This is a genomic window from Curtobacterium sp. MEB011, assembly GCF_030209655.1.
GTDB lineage: Bacteria > Actinomycetota > Actinomycetes > Actinomycetales > Microbacteriaceae > Curtobacterium > Curtobacterium poinsettiae.
Window position 1 is genome coordinate 126,911 of the sequence record NZ_JARVRN010000009.1, and the last position, 17,456, is coordinate 144,366.

At 69.8% G+C, this 17,456-nt stretch carries 13 protein-coding genes; 2 read left to right on the forward strand and 11 right to left on the reverse strand.

Annotated features, from left to right (window positions below; genetic code table 11):
- Positions 1-22: 22 nt before the first annotated feature.
- On the forward strand, positions 23-1,924 hold the full coding sequence (locus QRN30_RS12220; protein WP_017886647.1) for a glycoside hydrolase family 15 protein: 1,902 nt from the start codon (positions 23-25) through the stop codon (positions 1,922-1,924).
- A 210-nt stretch (positions 1,925-2,134) separates the two neighbouring features.
- Here the strand turns inward: QRN30_RS12220 and QRN30_RS12225 are convergent, their stop codons facing one another.
- The 6 genes from QRN30_RS12225 to QRN30_RS12250 all read right to left on the reverse strand — a co-directional run bounded on the left by QRN30_RS12225 (position 2,135) and on the right by QRN30_RS12250 (position 8,910).
- Entirely contained in the window at positions 2,135-3,508 is a 1,374-nt protein-coding gene (locus QRN30_RS12225; RefSeq protein WP_017886646.1) for a glucose-6-phosphate dehydrogenase, read from the reverse strand.
- A gap of 158 nt (positions 3,509-3,666) precedes the next feature.
- A complete protein-coding gene (locus tag QRN30_RS12230; protein WP_017886645.1) occupies positions 3,667-4,083 on the reverse strand; it encodes a cytochrome c oxidase subunit 4 in 417 nt (138 codons plus the stop codon).
- A 4-nt stretch (positions 4,084-4,087) separates the two neighbouring features.
- On the reverse strand, positions 4,088-5,824 hold the full coding sequence (gene ctaD / locus QRN30_RS12235; RefSeq protein ID WP_017886644.1) for an aa3-type cytochrome oxidase subunit I: 1,737 nt from the start codon (positions 5,822-5,824) through the stop codon (positions 4,088-4,090).
- 11 nt (positions 5,825-5,835) lie between these two features.
- The gene (gene ctaC, locus QRN30_RS12240) at positions 5,836-6,738 is read right to left on the reverse strand and encodes an aa3-type cytochrome oxidase subunit II (RefSeq protein ID WP_031259441.1); all 903 of its coding nucleotides are present in this window, start codon (positions 6,736-6,738) and stop codon (positions 5,836-5,838) included.
- Between the two features lie 293 nt (positions 6,739-7,031).
- A complete protein-coding gene (locus QRN30_RS12245) occupies positions 7,032-7,400 on the reverse strand; it encodes a HesB/IscA family protein (RefSeq protein WP_017886642.1) in 369 nt (122 codons plus the stop codon).
- A 58-nt stretch (positions 7,401-7,458) separates the two neighbouring features.
- Positions 7,459-8,910, reverse strand: coding sequence for a dipeptidase (locus tag QRN30_RS12250; protein ID WP_284761145.1), 1,452 nt, complete (start codon positions 8,908-8,910; stop codon positions 7,459-7,461).
- A 52-nt stretch (positions 8,911-8,962) separates the two neighbouring features.
- On the opposite strand from QRN30_RS12250, the gene QRN30_RS12255 reads away from it, so the two are divergent.
- A complete protein-coding gene (locus QRN30_RS12255; protein WP_284761146.1) occupies positions 8,963-9,538 on the forward strand; it encodes a DUF3043 domain-containing protein in 576 nt (191 codons plus the stop codon).
- Between the two features lie 234 nt (positions 9,539-9,772).
- Here QRN30_RS12255 and QRN30_RS12260 read toward each other — a convergent pair whose 3' ends face one another.
- Genes QRN30_RS12260 through dnaE form a run of 5 tightly spaced genes read right to left on the reverse strand, consistent with a single transcriptional unit; the run spans position 9,773 to position 16,996 of the window.
- Complete coding sequence (locus QRN30_RS12260) at positions 9,773-10,849, reverse strand: quinone-dependent dihydroorotate dehydrogenase (protein ID WP_082046807.1); 1,077 nt, start codon at positions 10,847-10,849, stop codon at positions 9,773-9,775.
- Positions 10,846-11,346: a transcriptional regulator NrdR gene (gene nrdR, locus QRN30_RS12265; protein ID WP_017886638.1), complete on the reverse strand. Its 501-nt coding sequence runs from the start codon at positions 11,344-11,346 to the stop codon at positions 10,846-10,848. The genes QRN30_RS12260 and nrdR overlap by 4 nt, the downstream gene beginning before the upstream one ends.
- A 13-nt stretch (positions 11,347-11,359) precedes the next feature.
- Complete coding sequence (hisD, locus tag QRN30_RS12270) at positions 11,360-12,667, reverse strand: histidinol dehydrogenase (protein WP_056068266.1); 1,308 nt, start codon at positions 12,665-12,667, stop codon at positions 11,360-11,362.
- The gene (locus QRN30_RS12275; RefSeq protein ID WP_056068265.1) at positions 12,664-13,506 is read right to left on the reverse strand and encodes a hypothetical protein; all 843 of its coding nucleotides are present in this window, start codon (positions 13,504-13,506) and stop codon (positions 12,664-12,666) included. The genes hisD and QRN30_RS12275 overlap by 4 nt, the downstream gene beginning before the upstream one ends.
- Positions 13,507-13,516: 10 nt before the next feature.
- Positions 13,517-16,996 carry a DNA polymerase III subunit alpha gene (gene dnaE, locus QRN30_RS12280; RefSeq protein ID WP_042537439.1) on the reverse strand — a complete coding sequence of 1,160 codons (3,480 nt, stop codon included), beginning with the start codon at positions 16,994-16,996 and terminating at the stop codon, positions 13,517-13,519.
- Positions 16,997-17,456 lie beyond the last annotated feature (460 nt).

Consider the following 17,456-nt stretch of genomic DNA (forward strand, 5'->3'; position numbering starts at 1 on the left):
CCAGCGGGTGTTCGATCGGTCCATGAGCACCGAGCCGGAAGCACCGCCCACCCCGCCGAACCGCATCGAGGACCACGCCCTGATCGGCGACACCGGGACCGCTGCCCTGGTCGGCCGGGACGGCACGATCGACTGGGCCTGCCTGCCGCGCTTCGACAGCTCGTCCACGTTCGCCTCGCTGCTCGGCACCGAGGACCACGGACACTGGACCCTGCGCCCCGTCGACGGTGACGCCACCGCGCGGTGGCGGTACCGCGGGGACACGCTCGTGCTCTCCACCGTCTGGACCACCCGTGACGGCGTGGTCGAGGTCACCGAGTTCATGCCCGTCGGGGCGCACCGGCCGTCGATCGTGCGCCGCGTCCGCGGCCTCCGCGGCACCGTCGAGATGCGCCAGACCCTGCGCATCCGGTTCGACTACTCACGCGCCCTGCCGTGGATCCGGCAGATCGGGGACGACGACGAACCGGCGCTCCTCGCGACGGCCGGCCCCGGCTCGGTGATCGTGCGCGGGCCGCGGTTCCGTGCCGACGACCACCGGCACACCGCCGTCACGACGATCCACGACGGCGAGGTGCTCGACACCGTGCTCACCTGGTACCCGTCGCACCGCGAACCGCCGGAACCCCTCGACGTCGACGCGGCCCTCGCCCACACCCTGTCGTGGTGGACGGGATGGACCGCGCCCGCACAGACCACCGGCCGGTACGCGGCCGCCACCCGCCGGTCGCTGGTGTTCCTCCGCGCGATGACCCACGGTGAGACCGGTGGCGTCGTCGCCGCAGCGACCACGGGCCTGCCCGAGGACCCCGGCGGCGAACGCAACTGGGACTACCGCTACGTGTGGCTCCGCGACGCGTCCCTCGCGCTCGCCTCGCTCATCGCCCACGGGTACCGGGACGAGGCCACGCACTGGCGGGGCTGGCTGCTGCGGGCCATCGCGGGCGACCCCGCGGACGTGCAGATCATGTACGGGATCGCCGGCGAACGCGAACTGCCCGAACGCGAGATCCCCGAGTTGCCCGGGTACCTCGGGTCGACCCCGGTCCGCATCGGCAACGGCGCCTCGACGCAGTACCAGGGCGACGTCTTCGGCGAGGTCCTGTCCGCGCTGCACGACGCCCGCGAGCTCGGGGTCGAGGAGAACGCCGACTCGTGGGCGCTGCAGCGGGCCCTGCTCGGCTACGTCGAGGAGCACTGGCAGGAGCCGGACAACGGCATCTGGGAGATGCGCGGTCCGCGCCGCAGCTTCACACACTCACGGGTGATGATCTGGGCCGCCTTCGACCGTGGGGTCGCCGCGGTCGAGGAGTTCGGCCTCGAGGGTCCCGTCGACCGTTGGCGGACGTTGCGCGACACGGTGCGCGCCGAGATCGAGGAGCACGGCTGGAACGCCGAGCGCGGATCGTTCCGCCAGCACTACGACACCGACGAGGTCGACGCCAGCCTGCTCGTCCTGCCGCAGGTCGGCTTCTGCCGCGCCGACGACCCCCGGATGACCGGCACGGTGCGCGCGATCGAGGAGGACCTGCGGGTCGGGGACGACGGCCTCGTGCTCCGCTACCGCACGACCGCGGGCTTCGACGGCCTGTCGGGCGCTGAGCACCCGTTCCTGGCGTGCTCGTTCTGGCTGGTTGAGCAGTACGCCGCCTCGGGCCGCGTGGACGACGCCGAGCGCCTGATGGACGTGCTGGTCGGGTACGCGAACGACGTCGGCATGCTCTCCGAGGAGATCGACGTCGCCACGGGCCACCACATCGGCAACACCCCGCAGGTGCTGTCGCACCTCACCCTGGTGTCGGCGGCCGACGCCATCGAGCGCGCCCGGGGAGCCGCCGTCGGACACCGCACACGGTTGTCCGTGCACGACGGGGGCACCCGCTCGTGGACCGGCGAGGGTGAGCGAGCCGGCTCCCCCGCGTGACGCCTCGCTCCACCCCGCGAAGACGCCGTCGTCTTCGCACCACGCCTCGACAACGTCGAGACGCCGCCGGATCTGGCGGCGTCTCGCCGACACGACGGCGTCTCGCGGTGCTCTGCACGCGACCCACAGACGGACGGGAGGCCCGGTGCCAGCTGGCACCGGGCCTCCCGTCCGTCAGGGCGTCCGTTCAGGACGTCGAGAACGCATCCGTCAGGACGACGACTCCCAGTCCGCCGGGCCGCGCGAACCGGCGCGGTACTCCTCGAGCGGGACCTCGTCGGCCTTCCAGGCGGCGACGACCGGCTCGACGATCTCCCAGCAGCGCTCGGCCACGTCGCCGCGGATGGAGAGCAGCGGGTCGTCGTGGAAGATGCCGTTCAGGACCTCGCCGTACGGGGTGAGCTCGCCGTCGCTGAACGACGACGACAGGGTGACCTGCCCCATCTCGAACGGGTTGCCGCCACCGTTGGCCGACACCGTCAGCTCGATCTCGTCCGGGTTCAGGACGATGCGGAGCGTGTCGGTCTTCGGGCGACCACTCAGGCCGGAGGGCAGGCGCGTGACCGGCTTGAAGGTGATCAGCACCTCCTTGCGGCTGGCGCCGAGGGCCTTGCCGGAGCGCAGCGTGAAGGGGACGCCGGCCCAGCGGGCGGTGTCGACCTCGACCGAGATCTCGGCGAGGGTCTCCGTCTGGCGCGACGGGTCGACGCCGTCCTCTTCCTGGTACGAGGGCAGTTCCTTGCCGTCGATGGTGCCGGCCGTGTAGACCGCACGGCGGGACGCGATCTTCGCGTCGTCGCCCTTCAGACGCGTGGAGCGCAGGACCCGGGCGAGCGACGAGCGGAACTCGACCGCGTCGATCGCGGACGGGGCGTCCATCGTGACCAGGCCGAGGATCTGCAGCAGGTGCGACTGGATCATGTCGACCATCGCGCCGGCCTCGTCGTAGTACTGGGCGCGGTTCTCGAGACCGAGGGTCTCGTCGTAGAAGACGTCGACCTTCTCGATGTTCTCGGCGTTCCAGATCGGCTCGAACAGGCGGTTCGCGAAGCGCAGGCCGATGATGTTCAGCACCGTGGTGCGGCCGAGGAAGTGGTCGGTGCGGTGCACGCGGTCCTCGGGGACGAGCTTGAGCACCGTCTCGTTGAGGGCCTGGGCACTCGCGACGTCGGTGCCGAAGGGCTTCTCGAAGGCCAGGGTCGTGCCCTCGGGGAGCTCGACGTGCTGGAGCGCCTCGCAGATGTCGGAGGCGATCTGCGGCGGGAGCGCGAAGTACAGGATCGGCTCGGAGTCGGCCGCGGCCAACAGCGCCTCGAGGTGCTTCGGGTCGGTGGGGTCGCCCTGGATGAACTGCGTCGACTCGATGGTCGCGTCGACCTCCGGCCCCTTGACGTCCTGCGACGCGAAGGACTGCGTGACGATGTCCTTCCACTTCTCGGGGCTGCGCTCGCTGCGGCCCGTGCCGATCAGCTGCACGGGGACGGCACGGCCGCTCTGCAGGAACGTGCCGAGGCCCGGCAGGAGCAGGCGGGAGGCGAGGTCGCCCGTCGCGCCGAAGATGATGAGGGTGCGCTTGTCGGTCACCTGAGGTGACTCCTTTCGCTGTGGTGGGAGGTCCGCTCCAGTCAAGTCGCGGGCGGGCCCGTTTGTTCCGGATCCGAACCGGAGATCTGTGCCCGGACGCACTTCGGGCGGCACCGTTCTGGTGCCGCCCGAAGTGTCAGGTGCGCTGCAGCGCCGGGTCAGTGCCCGAAGTTGCCGCGGTAGTACTCGTAGACCCAGCCGACCAGGGTGATCGCCACGAGGACGAGACCGATCGGGACGATCCAGAGGCCGGCTGCCACGCCGAGGAAGCACACGGCGACCGCGGCGGCCAGCAGGATGGGCCACCAAGACCAGGGGCTGAAGTGCCCGAGTTCGGCGTCGCCGTCCTCGATGTTGGCGTCCGGGCGGTCCTCGGGCAGGACGCCGCCCTGCGACGACATCACCTTGCCGAGGTAGAAGGCGATGAACGCCGACATGATGCCCGTCAGGCCGATCGCCACGGTGCCGACCCACTCCGGGTGACCGTAGTAGAGCATCGCCCAGATCGTGTACGCGGCGTCCGCGAGGATGAAGAACCCGAAGAGGATCCAGAACAGGTTGGTGTTCGCGCGCATAGCGTTACTTCACCTCGCCCTTCGCGGCGTCGTAGGTCGGGGCATCGGGGGCGTCCTTCGCGGGACCGACACCGATCGGCACACCGGCCTCGGGGTGGTTCAGGTCGAACGCCGGGGACTCCGAACGGATGCGCGGGATCGACGTGAAGTTGTGGCGCGGCGGCGGGCAGGAGGTCGCCCACTCGAGCGAGCGGCCGTAGCCCCACGGGTCGTTCACAGCGACCTTCGGTGCGTTCCGAGCGGTCACGTAGACGTTGAAGATGAACGGCAGGAACGAGATCGCGAGGATCATCGAGCCGATCGTCGACAGCTGGTTCATCCACGTGAAGCCGTCGTTCGGCAGGTAGGTCGCGTACCGACGTGGCATGCCGATGACGCCCAGCCAGTGCTGGATGAGGAACGTGGTGTGGAACCCGATGAACAGGAGCCAGAAGTGGATCTTGCCGAGACGCTCGTTGAGCATCTTGCCGGTCCACTTCGGCCACCAGAAGTAGAAGCCGGAGAACATCGCGAACACGACGGTGCCGAAGACCACGTAGTGGAAGTGCGCGACGACGAAGTACGAGTCGGACACGTGGAAGTCGAGCGGCGGCGACGCCAGGATGACACCGGTCAGACCACCGAACGTGAAGGTGATCAGGAACCCGAGGGCCCAGAGCAGCGGGGTCTCGAACGTGACAGAACCGCGCCACATCGTGCCGACCCAGTTGAAGATCTTCACGCCGGTCGGGACCGCGATGAGCATCGTCATGAGCGAGAACCACGGAAGCAGGACGCCACCGGTGACGTACATGTGGTGTGCCCACACCGTGACCGACAGGGCCGCGATCGAGATGGTCGCGTACACCAGGGTCTTGTAGCCGAAGATCGGCTTGCGGCTGAACACCGGGAAGACCTCGGACACGATGCCGAAGAACGGCAGCGCGATGATGTACACCTCGGGGTGCCCGAAGAACCAGAACAGGTGCTGCCAGAGCAGGGCCCCGCCGTTGGCCGGGTTGAAGATCTGGGCGTTGAACACACGGTCGAGACCGAGGCCGAAGAGCGCCGTCGCGAGGACCGGGAAGGCCATCAGGACGAGGAGCGCGGTCACGAGGGTGTTCCACGTGAAGATCGACATGCGGAACATGGTCAGACCCGGGGCACGCATCGTGATGATCGTGGTGATGAAGTTCACCGCACCGAGGATCGTCGAGAAGCCGGTCATGCCCAGGCCGAAGACCCAGAGTGTCCCGCCGAGCCCTGGTGTGAACGTCGTGTCACTCAGTGGCGCGTAGGCGAACCAGCCGAACGAGGCAGCGCCCTGCGGGGTGAGGAAGCCACCGACCGCGATGAGCGAACCGAACAGGTAGAGCCAGAAGGCGAACCCGTTGAGTCGCGGGAAGGCGACGTCGGGCGCACCGATCTGGAGCGGCATGATCGCGTTCGCGAAGCCCGAGAACAGCGGCGTCGCGAACATCAGCAGCATGATCGTGCCGTGCATCGTGAACAGCTGGTTGTACTGCTCCTTCGTCGCGACCACGTGCAGGCCGGGTTCGAAGAGCTGGGCACGGATCACGAGGGCCATCACACCTGCGAGCAGGAAGAAGACGAACGACGCGATCAGGTACATGTACCCGATGGTCTTGTGGTCGGTGGAGGTGATCCACCGGACGACGATGTTGCCCTTCCGGCCCACCTTCGACGCCTGGAAGTCCGGCGAAGCGGTCTGGGTCGGTTGGCCGACGAGTGACGTTGTCATCTGACGAGCCCCTACTTGTTCTCGCTGGACGCCTCGACCGGCGCCTTGTTGTTCGGTTCGTTGGTGTTGGTGTTGTACTCGTTGCCGAGCAGGCCGACCTTGCCCTGGTCCTTCAGGGTGCCGAGGTACGCCTCGTACTGGGCCGGCGTGACGACCTTCACCTGGAAGAGCATCAGCGAGTGGTACTCACCGCAGAGCTCCGCGCACTTGCCCTGGTACGTGCCGAGCTTCTCCGGGATGAAGTACTCCCAGTTGGTCTTGCCCGGGAGCATGTCCTTCTTGTACAGGAAGTCGATGACCCAGAAGGAGTGGTCGACGTCGCGCGACGAGAGCTCGATCGCGACCTTCTTGCCCTTGGGCAGGTAGAGGGTCGGCAGCTGCGACTCGTCGATCGCCCCCTTGGCGTTCTCTTCTTCCTGGGCCTGGATGCCCTGGTAGTAGACGCTCTCTTCGGGGTTGTCCTTGTTGATGTAGTTGAAGTCCCACGCCCAGCGCTTGCCGTACACGTGCACGGTGGCGTCGGGGTCGGCGAAGGGCTTCTCGATCGCGGCCTGGTCCTTCGCGGTGAAGGCGAAGAAGCCGAGCACCAGGATCAGCGGCACGATCGTGTAGAAGATCTCGAGCGGCATGTTGTACCGCATCTGCACGGGCAGGCCGGTCTGGCCCTTCCGGCGGCGGTAGACGATCGCGGCCCAGATGATCAGGCCCCACACGATCAGACCGACGGCGAGGAGCACGACCCAGCTGGTGGTCCACAGGCCGACGATGCGGCTCGTGTGGTTGGTGACGTTCTTCGTCTCCTCCGTGCCGGGGAGCCATCCGTTCATCTGCTGCTGCGTGCAGCCAGCCAGTGCGATGACCAGACCGACGGCCACCGGGACGGCCGCCCAACGTATACGGCGATTCGAACGCACTGTTACCTCTCGCAAAAGACGTGAGCTTCGGAAGGTCAGCCCGTCGTGTCCGACGGCGAGCCGCACGAAGGCGGCGCTTGGCTGGCTCCCAGCTTGATTGGAACACTCCTAGCTTACTCGCAGCTCGCCACCGCTCGCGCACACACGCCACGGTTCTGGCCTCGATCCGCACGTCGGCGGGCACGATTCCCCCCGGCTCCGCCGCGCCCCGGCGCGCCACGTCCGGTCACACGAACGCGAACGGGGAGCGACCGTTCCGGTCGCTCCCCGCTCGCGTGTCGGATCGCTGGCGATCAGTGGAAGCTGTCACCGCAGGCGCAGCTGCCCTGCGCGTTCGGGTTGTCGATCGTGAAGCCCTGCTTCTGGATCGTGTCCTCGAAGTCGATCGTCGCGCCGTCGAGGTACGGGACGCTCATCTTGTCGACGACGACCTCGACCCCGTCGAACTCGGCGGTGACGTCACCGTCGAGCATGCGCTCGTCGAAGTACAGCTGGTAGATCAGGCCCGAGCAGCCACCGGGCTGGACGGCGAGGCGCAGGCGCAGGTCGTCGCGGCCCTCTTGCTCGAGCAGGCTCGCCACCTTGCCGGCAGCGGCGTCGCTCAGGAGGACGCCGTGCGACGGGGTCTCGGTCGCCGGTGCTTCGGTGATGGTGTCGCTCATCGCGCGTCTCCCTCCGGGCGGTGCTGGTCACCGCGCCTGGCCTCGATTGTAAGCACCCTCAGCTGCGCGTCGCGAGCCTGGCGAGCAGGATCGTCTCCGACGCGATGGCACGGTGCAGGACGCCGAGGTGCTGCGACTCGTTCGGGCTGTGCGCGCGGGTGTCCGGGTCCTCGACGCCGGTGACCAGGATCTGCGCCTCCGGGAACTCCGCAGCCAGGTCCGACACGAACGGGATCGACCCGCCGATGCCCTGCTCGACCGCCTCGGCACCCCAGCCCTCGCGCATGGCCGTGCGGGCCTCCTGCACGGCCCAGCCGGCGGTGTCGACGAGGAACCCGTCGCCGCTGTCCGGCTCGGTGACCTCCATCCGTGCGCCGAACGGGACGTGCTCGCGCAGGTGCCGTTCGACGGCAGCGGCGGCCTCGCGGGCGTCCTGGCCGGGGGCGACGCGGACCGAGACCCGTGCCGAGACCGTGGGCAGCAGGGTGTTCGAGGCGTTCGCGACGCTCGGCACGTCCATGCCCGTCACCGTGATCGACGGCTGGAACCACATGCGGGACAGCACGGCGCCGGTGCCGATCGGGCGCACACCGGGAACGAGTGCGGCGTCGACGGCGAGTTCGTCCTCGGTGCGCTCCGGCACGTCGGCTTCGTACGAGGCCAGCCCCTCGACGGCGACCGACCCGTCGGCGTCGTGCAGCGAGGCGAGCAGCCGCACCATCGGGATCATCGCGTCCGGGGCCGCTCCCCCGAACATGCCGCTGTGGCTGGCGTGCTCGAGCGTGGTCAGGGTGAGCTTGAAGGTGACGTTGCCGCGCAGCGACACCGTGATCGACGGCACCTCGGTCGACCAGTTGTCGCTGTCCGCCACGACGATGACGTCGGCGGCCAGGTGCTCCTTCTGCTCGCGCAGGAAGGTGCGGAACGAGCGGGAGCCGAACTCCTCCTCGCCCTCGACGAACAACACGATCCCGAGGTCGAGGTCATCGCCGAACTGGGCGTGCACCGCGCGGAGCGAGGCGATGTGGGTCATCACGCCGGCCTTGTCGTCCGAGGCGCCGCGACCGTACAGGCGGTCACCGCGGAGCGTCGGCTCGAACGGCGGGGTCTCCCACAGGACCTCGTCGCCCTGCGGCTGCACGTCGTGGTGGGCGTAGAGCATCACCGTCGGCTTGCCGTTCCGCGCCGGGCGCACCGCGAGCACCGCCGGCTGGCCGAGCTCGGTCTCGGCGTCCGCCTCGGCGACGTCGGCGGTCGAGCCGGACACTGCCGACCGCACGATCCGGACGTCGTCCGGGCCGAAGACCCCGGTCGACCGCGCCAGGTCCGCGACGGCCTCGGCGCTCGCGCGCACGTTCGACGGGTCGAAGGCCGACCAGGAGACCGACGGCAGGCGCACCAGGGCGGACAGGTCGGCGATCGTCGTGGGCAGGGCCCCCTGGACGTGTTCGCGCAGGGCGTCGAGGAGCGCGGGGTCGGTCGCGGGGCTGTGCTGTTGGCTGTCGGTCATGCCCGGTAATCTAGAGGAGATCCCGCACGCACACCGCCGTTAGGAACGCACCGTGGCGAAGGCAGCCCCCAAGACCAACACGACCGTCAACCCGACCGAGGCCGAGCTCTTCGAGCAGGGCAAGGGCCGCCCGACGCCGTCCCGCCGCGAGCGAGAGGCAGCGAACCGCCGCCCCCTCGTCGGCAACACGCCGGTCGACAAGAAGGCAGCCCGCGCACGCCTCAACTCCGAGCGCGAGCGTGCCCGGGTCGGCATGGCCAACGGCGAGGAGCGCTACCTGCCGGCGAAGGACCGCGGTGAGCAGCGACGCTTCGTCCGCGACTGGATCGACGCCCGCTGGAACGTCGGCGAGGTCATGATGCCCGTGCTCGTGCTGTTCCTCATCGTCGGGTTCGCCGCCGCGCAGACCGTGGTCGCGTCCTACTCGCTCCTGCTGGTGTGGGCGTTCGTGGCGCTGTTCGTCATCGACTGCGTGGTGCTCTGGCTGTCGCTCCGCCGCAAGCTCACCACCAAGTTCGGCGAGTTCCAGCGCGGCACGTTCCTCTACATCCTGACGCGGGCGTGGCAGCTGCGGTTCCTGCGGCTGCCGAAGCCCCAGGTCCGGCGCGGCGAGTACCCCACGCTCTAGCCACACGCACACGAACGAAGCGCCGCCCGGCCTGCCGGGCGGCGCTTCGTTCGTTCCCGCTCCCCTGTTCCCCGCTCCCCCGCTCCCCATCGGTGATCGAGTGAGCAGAACACGACGGGTCGACTGGCGAGCCACAGCGTGTTCTGCTCACCCGATGGCGCAGGCGCGCCCCAGGACGGACGGGAGGCCCGTGGCGGCGTCGCCACGGGCCTTCCGTCCGGATGGTGGTCGCGACTAGCGCGCCGCGCGACGCAGCCGACGTCGGCGCAGCCGGTTGATGCGCGCCGCCCAGGTCGGCCCCTCGTAGAGGAACGCCGTGTAGCCCTGCACGAGCGTCGCCCCGGCGTCGATGCGGTCCTGCACGTCCTGCTCGGTGGTCACGCCACCGACGGCGATGACGCAGAAGTCCGCCGGCACGGCGGCGCGGACCCGACGCAGGACCTCGAGCGAACGCGCGGCGACCGGCGCACCGGAGAGTCCACCGGCACCCATCGCCTCGACGTCGGACGGGTCGGCCGTCAGTCCCTCGCGCGCGGTGGTCGTGTTGTTCGCGATCACGCCGGACAGGCCGAGCTCGACCGCCAGGCCCGCGATCGCGTCGATCTGCTCGTCGGTCAGGTCCGGTGCGATCTTGACGAGCACCGGGGTGCGCCCCGCGCCGTCGCGCACCGCGGAGAGCAGCGGTCGGAGCTGGTCGAGTTCCTGCAGTCCGCGCAGACCGGGCGTGTTCGGCGAGCTGACGTTGACCGCCAGGTAGTCCGCGAACGTCGCCAGGCGGCGGGTGGACTCGAGGTAGTCGTCGATGGCGTCCTCGACCGAGACGACCCGGCTCTTGCCGATGTTCACGCCGATCACGGGCCGGCCCGGGTTGCGGCGGGCGCGCTCGAGACGTCGGGCGGCCGCAGCCGCGCCGTGGTTGTTGAAGCCCATGCGGTTGATCAGGGCGCGGTCGCCGATCAGTCGGAACAGGCGCGGGCGCTCGTTGCCGGGCTGCGGCTTGGCGGTGATGGTGCCGACCTCGACGTGGCCGAAGCCGAGCAGGCCGAGCCCGGCGATGCCGCGGGCGTCCTTGTCGAAGCCCGCCGCCAGGCCGAAGCGCGACGGGAAGTGGATGCCCATCGTGGTGATGCCGTCGGCTGCCGACGGGCGGCAGTACCGCTCGACGACCCCGCTCAGGAACGGCACGCGAGGCAGCCCAGCGATGACGGCGAAGGCCAGGTGGTGGGCGCGTTCCGGGTCCATGTTCGCGAACACGGAGCGGAACACGACGCGGTACCCGCCGCGCACGATCCGTTCGGCGATGCCGCTCACGCGCGTGTGCCGGACGGTGCGGACGAGCCGGCGGCGCTGTCGGCCGTCCCGTGGTGGTCGCGACGGAGCTGGCCGATGGCGTCCTCGAAGTCCTCGAGCGAGTCGAACGCCTGGTAGACGCTCGCGAAGCGCAGGTACGCGACCTCGTCGAGCTCCCGCAGGGGCGCGAGGATCGCGAGGCCGATGTCGTTCGCGTCGATCTGGCTGGACCCGGAGGAACGCACGGTCTCCTCGACGCGCTGCGCGAGGACGGCCAGGTCGCCGTCGGTGACCGGGCGCCCCTGGCACGCCTTGCGCACACCGGAGACGATCTTGTCGCGGCTGAACGGCTCGGTGACGCCGTTGCGCTTCACGACGTTGAGCGATGCGGTCTCGGTGGTCGAGAACCGTCGACCGCAGTTGGGGCACTGTCGACGGCGGCGGATGGAGGTTCCGTCGTCGCTCGTCCGTGAGTCGACGACGCGGGAGTCCGGGTGGCGGCAGAAGGGGCAGAACATGTCGTTCCCCAGGCTATCGGTTCGTGCGCTCCGTCACGGCGGCCCCGTGCGCGGGGAGCTGCTCCTCGGTGGACAGGGCGACGATGTGCGGCGCCACCTCGGCCAGGGCCTCGGGCGTGTACCGGACGATCTGCTGGGGTCGCAGGAACGTCGACGCGGACAGTCCGGACCCGAAGCGGGCCTGGCCGCCGGTCGGCAGCACGTGGTTCGACCCGGCCAGGTAGTCCCCCAGGCTCACCGGCGTGCTCGGTCCGACGAACACCGCACCGGCGGCGTCGATGTCGGCCAGCACGGCGTCGTCGTCGACCGTCTGGATCTCCAGGTGCTCCGGACCGTAGGCGTTGCTCACGGTCGCGGCGTCGGTCAGCGAGTCCACCAGGACGATCGCGGACTGCGGCCCGTCCAGGGCGGTCTGGAGGCGCGCAGCCGTCCCGAGCACCGCCGTGCGTTCCGGGATGACGGCTTCCACCGCGTCGGCGAACGCCGCGGACGTCGTCACCAGCACGCTGCCGGCCTGCTCGTCGTGCTCGGCCTGGCTGATCAGGTCGGCGGCCACGAACCCCGCGTCGGCGGTGTCGTCCGCGATCACGAGGATCTCGGTCGCCCCGGCCTCGGAGTCGATGCCCACCACACCGCGCACCAGGCGCTTGGCGGCGGCGACGTAGTTGTTGCCCGGCCCGGTGACCAGGTCGACGGGCTCGAGGTCGAGCTCGGCGACGCCGTACGCCAGCGCGCCGACGGCTCCGGCACCACCCATCGCGTAGACCTCGTCGATGCCGAGCAGCCCCGCCGCGGCGAGGATCGTCGGGTGCACCGCGCCGCCGTGGTCGCGCTGCGGCGGCGACACGAGGGCGATCGAGGGCACGCCCGCGACCTGGGCGGCGACCACGTTCATCACGACGCTGGACGGGTAGACGGCCTTGCCGCCGGGCACGTAGAGCCCGACACGGCGCATCGGCTGCCAGCGCTGGTGGACCTCGGCGCCGTCGGCCAGGGTCGTCACGGACGGAGCGGGGATCTGCGCGGCACTCGCGGCACGGACGCGGCGGATCGCCTCGTCGAGGGCCGCCCGGACCTCGGGGGTGAGCCCGGCCACCGCGGCGGTGATCTCGGCGGTGGGCACCCGTACGTTCGCGGGGGCCCCACCGTCGAAGCGCTCGGCCTGGTCGCGCAGGGCCGCGGCCCCACGGTGTCGGACGTCCTCGATCAACTCGCGCGCGGCGTCGACCGCGTGCGACACGTCACCCGCGGCACGGGGCATGAGTCGGAGGAGTTCGGCACGGGCGGGGAGGCCGCCGCGGAGGTCGATTCGCTGCATCATGAGGCCTCCAGCGTACCGGCGGCGTGCTGCACGACCGCGTCGACCACGGGCCGGTGGTGGGCGACCTGGTCGGTGTCCCACGCGTCGAGCAGGTGCAGCGTGGCGATCCGGAACGCCAGCGCACGGACGAGCAGCTGCGGCCACTCCGGCACGCCGGTCCCGAGCACGCCGAGCCGGCCGACGGCGACCCGGTGCCAGGTCACGGCGTCGACCGCCGCGATCGCGGCACCGAGGCCCGCCGGACGCCAGTACGGCGCCCAGTCGAACACCGTGGGTGGCTCCCCCGGCGTGAAGAGCACGTTGCCGAGCAGGTCACCGTGGACGAGCTGGGACGGGGACGTCACCGGCCGGAACGTCGCCGCCAGGCGGTCCAGCGTCGGATCGTCCGGCAGGGGTGCGTTGCCCCAGACCATCCGGTCCGCCCGGCTCCAGGGGTCCTCACGCTGATCGAGGACTTCGGGACGCGGCAGGTCCGCGACGGCCCGGTGGAAGGCAGCGCCCGCGGCGATGACGTCGTCCACGCGGGTCGGGTCGGTCGAGCCGTCGACCCATCCCCAGGCCTCCCACCCGCCGTCGCCGGTGCCGGTGCCGGAGCCCACGATCCAGTCCCCGGACTCGGCGGCGACCGGACGCGGGGTCCGGAACCCGGCCGTGTGGACGAGCCGGGCCAGCGTGGCGGACCGCCACCGGGCCTCCAGGGGGTCGCCGGACGGCCGGAGCACGACGTCCCCGGCGCGCCACGTCAGCCCGCGGCCGCCGCCGAGCCGCTCGAGCGGGCGGTCGTGCACGCCGAACGCCCGCAGCACGTCCGGGCCCGGCGGCAGCGGCGGACCAGCCATCGCGACGCTCCTAGACCAGGCAGCGGGGTCCGAGCAGGCTCTTCAGCTCGCCGAACAGGTCCGGGGTGAGGTTCACCGGGAACGGCAGCTCGAAGGTGCGCGCCACGTCGTCCTTCAGCAGCTTCAGCCGGACCTCGGTGTCGCCCTGGTGACGGCCGAGCACGGCGGCGAGTTCCGTCACCGTGGTCGTCGTGGCCTGCCGTTCGGGCAGTGACAGGGTGAGCGGGCCGGAACCCATCGCGTCGCCGACGTTCGGCTGGAACATGCTCACCGCGTGCAGGGCCTTGCCGTCGTCGCGGACGTTGACGCGGCCGCGCAGGACGACGATCGAGTCGGCCACCAGGGACGGGCCGAACTCCTGGTACGTCTTGCCCAGGAACATCACCCCGATCTGCCCGCCGAAGTCCTCGATGTCGACGATGCCGTACGGGTTGCCGCTCGTCTTCGCCACCCGGTGCTGCACGCTCGTCAGCAGGCCGGCGACGGTGACCGTCTCACCCTCGATCGAGTCGTCGGCGGTCAGCAGGTCGGCGATGGTGATCGACTGGTGCTTCGCGAGTTCGATCTCGAGCCCGGCGAGCGGGTGGTCGGACACGTAGAGCCCGAGCATGTCCCGCTCGAACGCCAGCTTGTCGCGCTTGGACCACTCCGGCCGGTCCGGCACCTGGGACACCGCGGCGCTCGGGGTGTCCTCGGCGGCCTCGGCGAAGAGCGAGTCGAAGTCGAACCCGACGTTGCCGTGGGCCTCGTCACGCTTGACCTTCACCGCGCCCTCGACGGCGCCCTCGTGGATCTCCACCAGGGCACGGCGGGTGTCCCCGAACTCGTCGAACGCACCGGCCTTGATGAGCGACTCGACCGTGCGCTTGTTCGCCGACGAGATCGGGATCTTGCGCAGGAAGTCGTGGAAGGACTCGAACGCGCCCTTCTCGGTCCGGGCCTTGACGATGTCGTCGACCACGTTGAACCCGACGTTGCGGATGGCACCCATGCCGAAGCGGATGTCGTCACCGACTGCAGCGAAGAAGCCGATCGACTCGTTGACGTCCGGCGGCATGACCTTGATGCCCATGCGCCGGCACTCGTTCAGGTACAGGGCGAGCTTGTCACGGGCGTCACCGACGCTCGTCAGCAGGGCCGCCATGTACTCAGCCGGGTAGTGCGCCTTGAGGTACGCGGTCCAGAAGGACACCACACCGTAGGCCGCCGAGTGCGCCTTGTTGAACGCGTAGTCGGAGAAGGGCAGCAGGATGTCCCACAGCGTCTTGATCGCCGCGTCGGAGTAGCCGTTGTCCTTCATGCCCTGCTGGAAGCCCGCGTACTGCTTGTCGAGCTCGGACTTCTTCTTCTTGCCCATCGCGCGGCGGAGGATGTCCGCCTGGCCGAGGGAGAACCCGGCGACCTTCTGCGCGATGGCCATGACCTGCTCCTGGTAGATGATCAGGCCGTAGGTCGTGCCGATGATGTCCTTCAGGGGCTCTTCGAGCTCCGGGTGGATCGGGGTGATCGGCTGCTCGCCGTTCTTGCGGAGCGCGTAGTTCGTGTGCGAGTTCGCACCCATGGGCCCCGGACGGTACAGGGCGATGAGCGCGGAGATGTCCTCGAAGTTGTCGGGCTTCATCAGCCGCAGCAGGCCGCGCATGGGCCCGCCGTCGAGCTGGAACACGCCGAGGGTGTCACCGCGCTGCAGGAGCGCGTACGCCTCGGGGTCCTCGAGCCCCATGTTCTCGAGGTCGAGCTCGGTCCCCCGGTTCGTCTTGATGTTGTCGAGGGCGTCGCTGATGATCGTGAGGTTGCGGAGCCCCAGGAAGTCCATCTTGATCAGGCCGAGCGACTCCGCCGCCGGGTAGTCGAACTGCGTGACGATCTGGCCGTCCTGCTCCCGCTTCATGATCGGGATGATGTCGATCAGCGGGTCGCTCGACATGATGACGCCGGCCGCGTGCACGCCCCACTGGCGCTTCAGCCCCTCGAGCCCGAGCGCCGTGTCGAAGACGGTCTTCGCCTCGGGGTCGGTCTCGACCACGGTGCGGACGTCGACGGCTTCCTTGTAGCGCGGGTGGTCCTTGTCGAAGATCCCGGTGAGCGGGATGTCCTTGCCCATCACGGGCGGTGGCATCGCCTTGGTGAGCTTCTCGCCCATGCCGAACGGGAACCCGAGGACGCGCGAGGAGTCCTTGAGCGCCTGCTTCGCCTTGATCGTGCCGTACGTGACGATCTGCGCCACGCGCTCCGACCCGTACTTCTCGGTGACGTACTTGATCGCCTCACCGCGGCGCCGGTCGTCGAAGTCGACGTCGAAGTCGGGCATCGAGACGCGGTCCGGGTTGAGGAACCGCTCGAAGATCAGACCGTGCCGGATCGGATCGAGGTCGGTGATGCGCATCGCGTACGCCACCATCGAGCCGGCACCGGAGCCACGCCCCGGACCGACGCGGATGCCGTTGTTCTTGGACCAGTTGATGAAGTCCGCGACCACCAGGAAGTAGCCAGGGAACCCCATCTGGTTGATGATGCCGACCTCGTAGTCGGCGCGGTCCTGGACCTCTTTCGAGATGCCGCCCGGGTACCGGTACTCCAGCCCCTTCGCGACCTCTTTCTCGAACCAGGAGTGCTCGGTCTCGCCCTCGGGCACCGGGAACTTCGGCATGTAGTTCGCCGAGGTGTCGAACTCGACGTTGCAGCGTTCGGCGATGAGCAGCGTGTTGTCACAGGCCTCGAGGTTGTCGCGGAAGACGTGTCGCATCTGCGCCGGGGTCTTCAGGTAGAACTCGTCGGCATCGAACTTGAAGCGGTTCGGGTCGTTCAGGGTCGAACCGGACTGCACGCAGAGCAGTGCCGCGTGCGACTTGGCGTCGTGGGCGTGCGTGTAGTGCAGGTCGTTCGTGCCGACCAGCGGGATGTCGAGGTCCTTCGCCAGGCGGATCAGGTCGCTCATGATCCGGCGCTCGATCTCGAGCCCGTGGTCCATGACCTCGGCGAAGTAGTTCTCCTTGCCGAAGATGTCGCGGTAGTCGGCGGCGGCCTGCACCGCTTCGTCGTACTGGCCGAGGCGCAGGCGCGTCTGGATCTCCCCCGAGGGGCAGCCCGTCGTGGCGATGATGCCCTGGTGGTACTCCTGCAGGAGTTCGATGTCCATGCGGGGCTTGAAGTAGTAGCCCTCGAGCGACGCCTTGGACGACAACCGGAACAGGTTGTGCATGCCGGTGGTGTTCTCGGCGAACATCGTCATGTGCGTGTACGAGCCCGCACCGGACACGTCGTCGCCGCCGCCGTCACCCCAGCGGACACGGGTCTTGTCGGAGCGGTGCGTGCGGGGCGTGATGTACGCCTCGGTCCCGATGATGGGCTTGACGCCACCGGCCTTGGCGGCCTTCCAGAACTCGAAGGCGCCGAACATGTTGCCGTGGTCGGTCACCGCCACGGCGGGCATCCCCTGCGCGGCGGTCTCCGCCACGAGGTCGGAGAGCCTGGCGGCACCGTCGAGCATCGAGTACTCGCTGTGCACGTGCAGGTGGACGAAGGAGTCGGAATCCGACACGGAACCTCCGGTTCGTACGGTGTGCTGCGGGGTGGGAACAGCCTAACTGCGGCCGCCCACATTCCCGCGCGCGTCGTGGCGGACGGGAGGCTCGGGGCGGGGCCGCACCGCGCCTCCAGACCGGCATCCGGTCGCGACACGCACGGCGGGGGCCGCCGAGGGCGCAGGACACGCCGCACGCGCGCCGCCGCGGGTGCAGAACGCGTCGCCTGGCGGCGCCGCAGCCGACAGTTCGCGACCCCTCGGCGAAAGAGACCGGGCGGGGCGTACGGGAGGCTCGGGGCGGGCCCGCACCGCGCCTCCAGACCGGCATCGGGTCGCGACACGCACGGCGCGCGCCGCCGCAGGCGCAAGACACGCCGCACGCGAGCCGCCGCGGGTGCAGCAGGCGTCGCCTGGCGACTCCGCA